Source organism: Kurthia sp. Dielmo, from assembly GCF_000307285.2.
In the GTDB taxonomy this organism is placed as follows: domain Bacteria; phylum Bacillota; class Bacilli; order Bacillales_A; family Planococcaceae; genus Kurthia; species Kurthia populi.
In genome coordinates, this window is the sequence record NZ_HE578969.1 from 25079 (window position 1) to 26809 (window position 1731).

Genomic DNA, 1731 nt, shown 5'->3' on the forward strand with positions numbered 1-1731 from the left:
ACATCGAATTATACGCGTGACCAGCTTACAAAGATGTACAGCGAAGATAGAGCCGTTAATGCGCTAATCAGTCGCCTGTTAAAAAACACTGCACCAATCGTTTTTAAAGAAACAAATGATAAGCGTGTTAAGTTATTCGATTTAGATGCGCCAATTGAGGAGGAAACAGAATGAAAAAAACAAGAAAAATAATCAAAGCATTCGATAAATATAAACTTCAAGAAAAAATTAATGAGCACCGAGAGCGTGGATGGAAACAAGTCGGTGATATAAAGATGGAAGGCTACTACGATGGAGCCTATGCAGCATTAATAGAACTGGAATTAGATTACTAAGCTTATTATTTTTTAATTGTAAAATGTATCATTATTACAATTGATACTTTGTAATAATGAAAAAAATATCAATTTATAAAGGTGTGGTTTAGTTGAACAAGTATGAATTTTGGTATGAAATTATTGTTTTTATTTTTGGCATTATGATGGGCATTGTATTTTTATTTTTGAAATAAAATTTATCGGTTTGATGTATAACAGATTGTAATGTAAAAGAAGATAAAGTAAAAAAATTAATAAGAAAAGCGCTTAAAAGCGCTTAAAAGCGCTTAAATTAAAAATTATGAAGCCTAATTCTCTTTTTAAATTTTGAGTGGTAAATGCTTAAAAAGTTTTGAACTAAATCTTCTTGAAAACGAAGGATTTTATCAACTTTTTGAGTCTGATAATTAAATTCTAAGTTACTTTCAATCTCTTCTAAAACAACTGAAAATTCTGATAAGAAGATAATTTGGATTTTTGGATTTTTTTGATGAATGTTTTTTGCTAAAGAAATAGGATTATAAGCTGTGGCATCCATACTAATGTAAAAACAATCAATTGAATGGAGTTCAGTATATTTTTCTACTGATAAAGCCTTTCTTGTCGTTAAAGGTAAGCATGCACTCAGTTCATTTTCTTTTATACATTTTTCTAAATATGTATGTATTCTATTAAGTTTTGAATAGTTTTCTTCTAAAATCACAATGCGTAACATATATATCACCTACTTTAGTTCTAGTACAAATATCATAACATTGAACATAAAAAAATACTAATATAATCATAAAAACACTAAAATAAGAAATCGAAAGTGTGTAAAAAGAATTTTCATTTTTAAAATAGGAGGAAGAGTACTTGATTAATCTGGTAGGATATGACGTCCCAGTACCGTTTGTACTTATTGCTTTTTATAACGACGCTGGATTCAAATTTAAAAAGGTGTGCTACACATATGAAGAAGTAGAAAGTGTTGTAGTTGCTTATCAAAAGCAACAAGGAATTTATAGGGGTACTACTTATATTCAGATAGCAAATGAATTAAATAATTCGGCTGATCTATTGGCCGAGTATAGTAGGGAGCTAAGGAAATGAACATAAAAGTGGCGCGAAGTCGACGTATTATGGACCGTTTTAATCGTTCTAATTTAGCTGAAAAGCAAAACCGGATTAGCTCTAAGCATTGTATGAAATGTCCTCACTTTGGCGATGGCCATGTTGATAAGTGTGCAGCATGTACAATTTTTCATCAATTAACTGAAATTGGTGATGAACTTACCGCCATTTCACACAAACGAAAAAAGGCTAAAAAAAATAAATTGTTAGAGACATTGAAAGAAACTGGGTTAACAGAATCTAATTACTTAGAACTGCGATTGAGTGGTTTATATGATTTTGAAATCTATCGTAGTGTGGG

At 30.0% G+C, this 1731-nt stretch carries 4 protein-coding genes; 3 read left to right on the forward strand and 1 reads right to left on the reverse strand.

What is annotated here, in order from left to right:
* The first annotated feature begins 170 nt into the window (after window positions 1–170).
* Window positions 171–335, forward strand: coding sequence for a hypothetical protein (locus KTHG_RS21575; protein ID WP_186439707.1), 165 nt, complete (start codon window positions 171–173; stop codon window positions 333–335).
* A 274-nt stretch (window positions 336–609) separates the two neighbouring features.
* Here the strand turns inward: KTHG_RS21575 and KTHG_RS20540 are convergent, their stop codons facing one another.
* Window positions 610–1032: a response regulator gene (locus tag KTHG_RS20540; protein WP_139996297.1), complete on the reverse strand. Its 423-nt coding sequence runs from the start codon at window positions 1030–1032 to the stop codon at window positions 610–612.
* Window positions 1033–1172: 140 nt separating this feature from the next.
* Here KTHG_RS20540 and KTHG_RS20545 point away from each other — a divergent pair, with 140 nt between their 5' ends.
* Together KTHG_RS20545 and KTHG_RS21580 are read left to right on the forward strand one after the other, a co-directional pair.
* Window positions 1173–1409 (forward strand): hypothetical protein, encoded by a 237-nt coding sequence (locus tag KTHG_RS20545; protein WP_139996299.1) that lies wholly within the window; start codon window positions 1173–1175, stop codon window positions 1407–1409.
* Window positions 1406–1731, forward strand: a 326-nt coding sequence (locus tag KTHG_RS21580; protein WP_147633145.1) for a hypothetical protein, incomplete at its 3' end; no start/stop codon positions are given. The genes KTHG_RS20545 and KTHG_RS21580, both read left to right, overlap by 4 nt.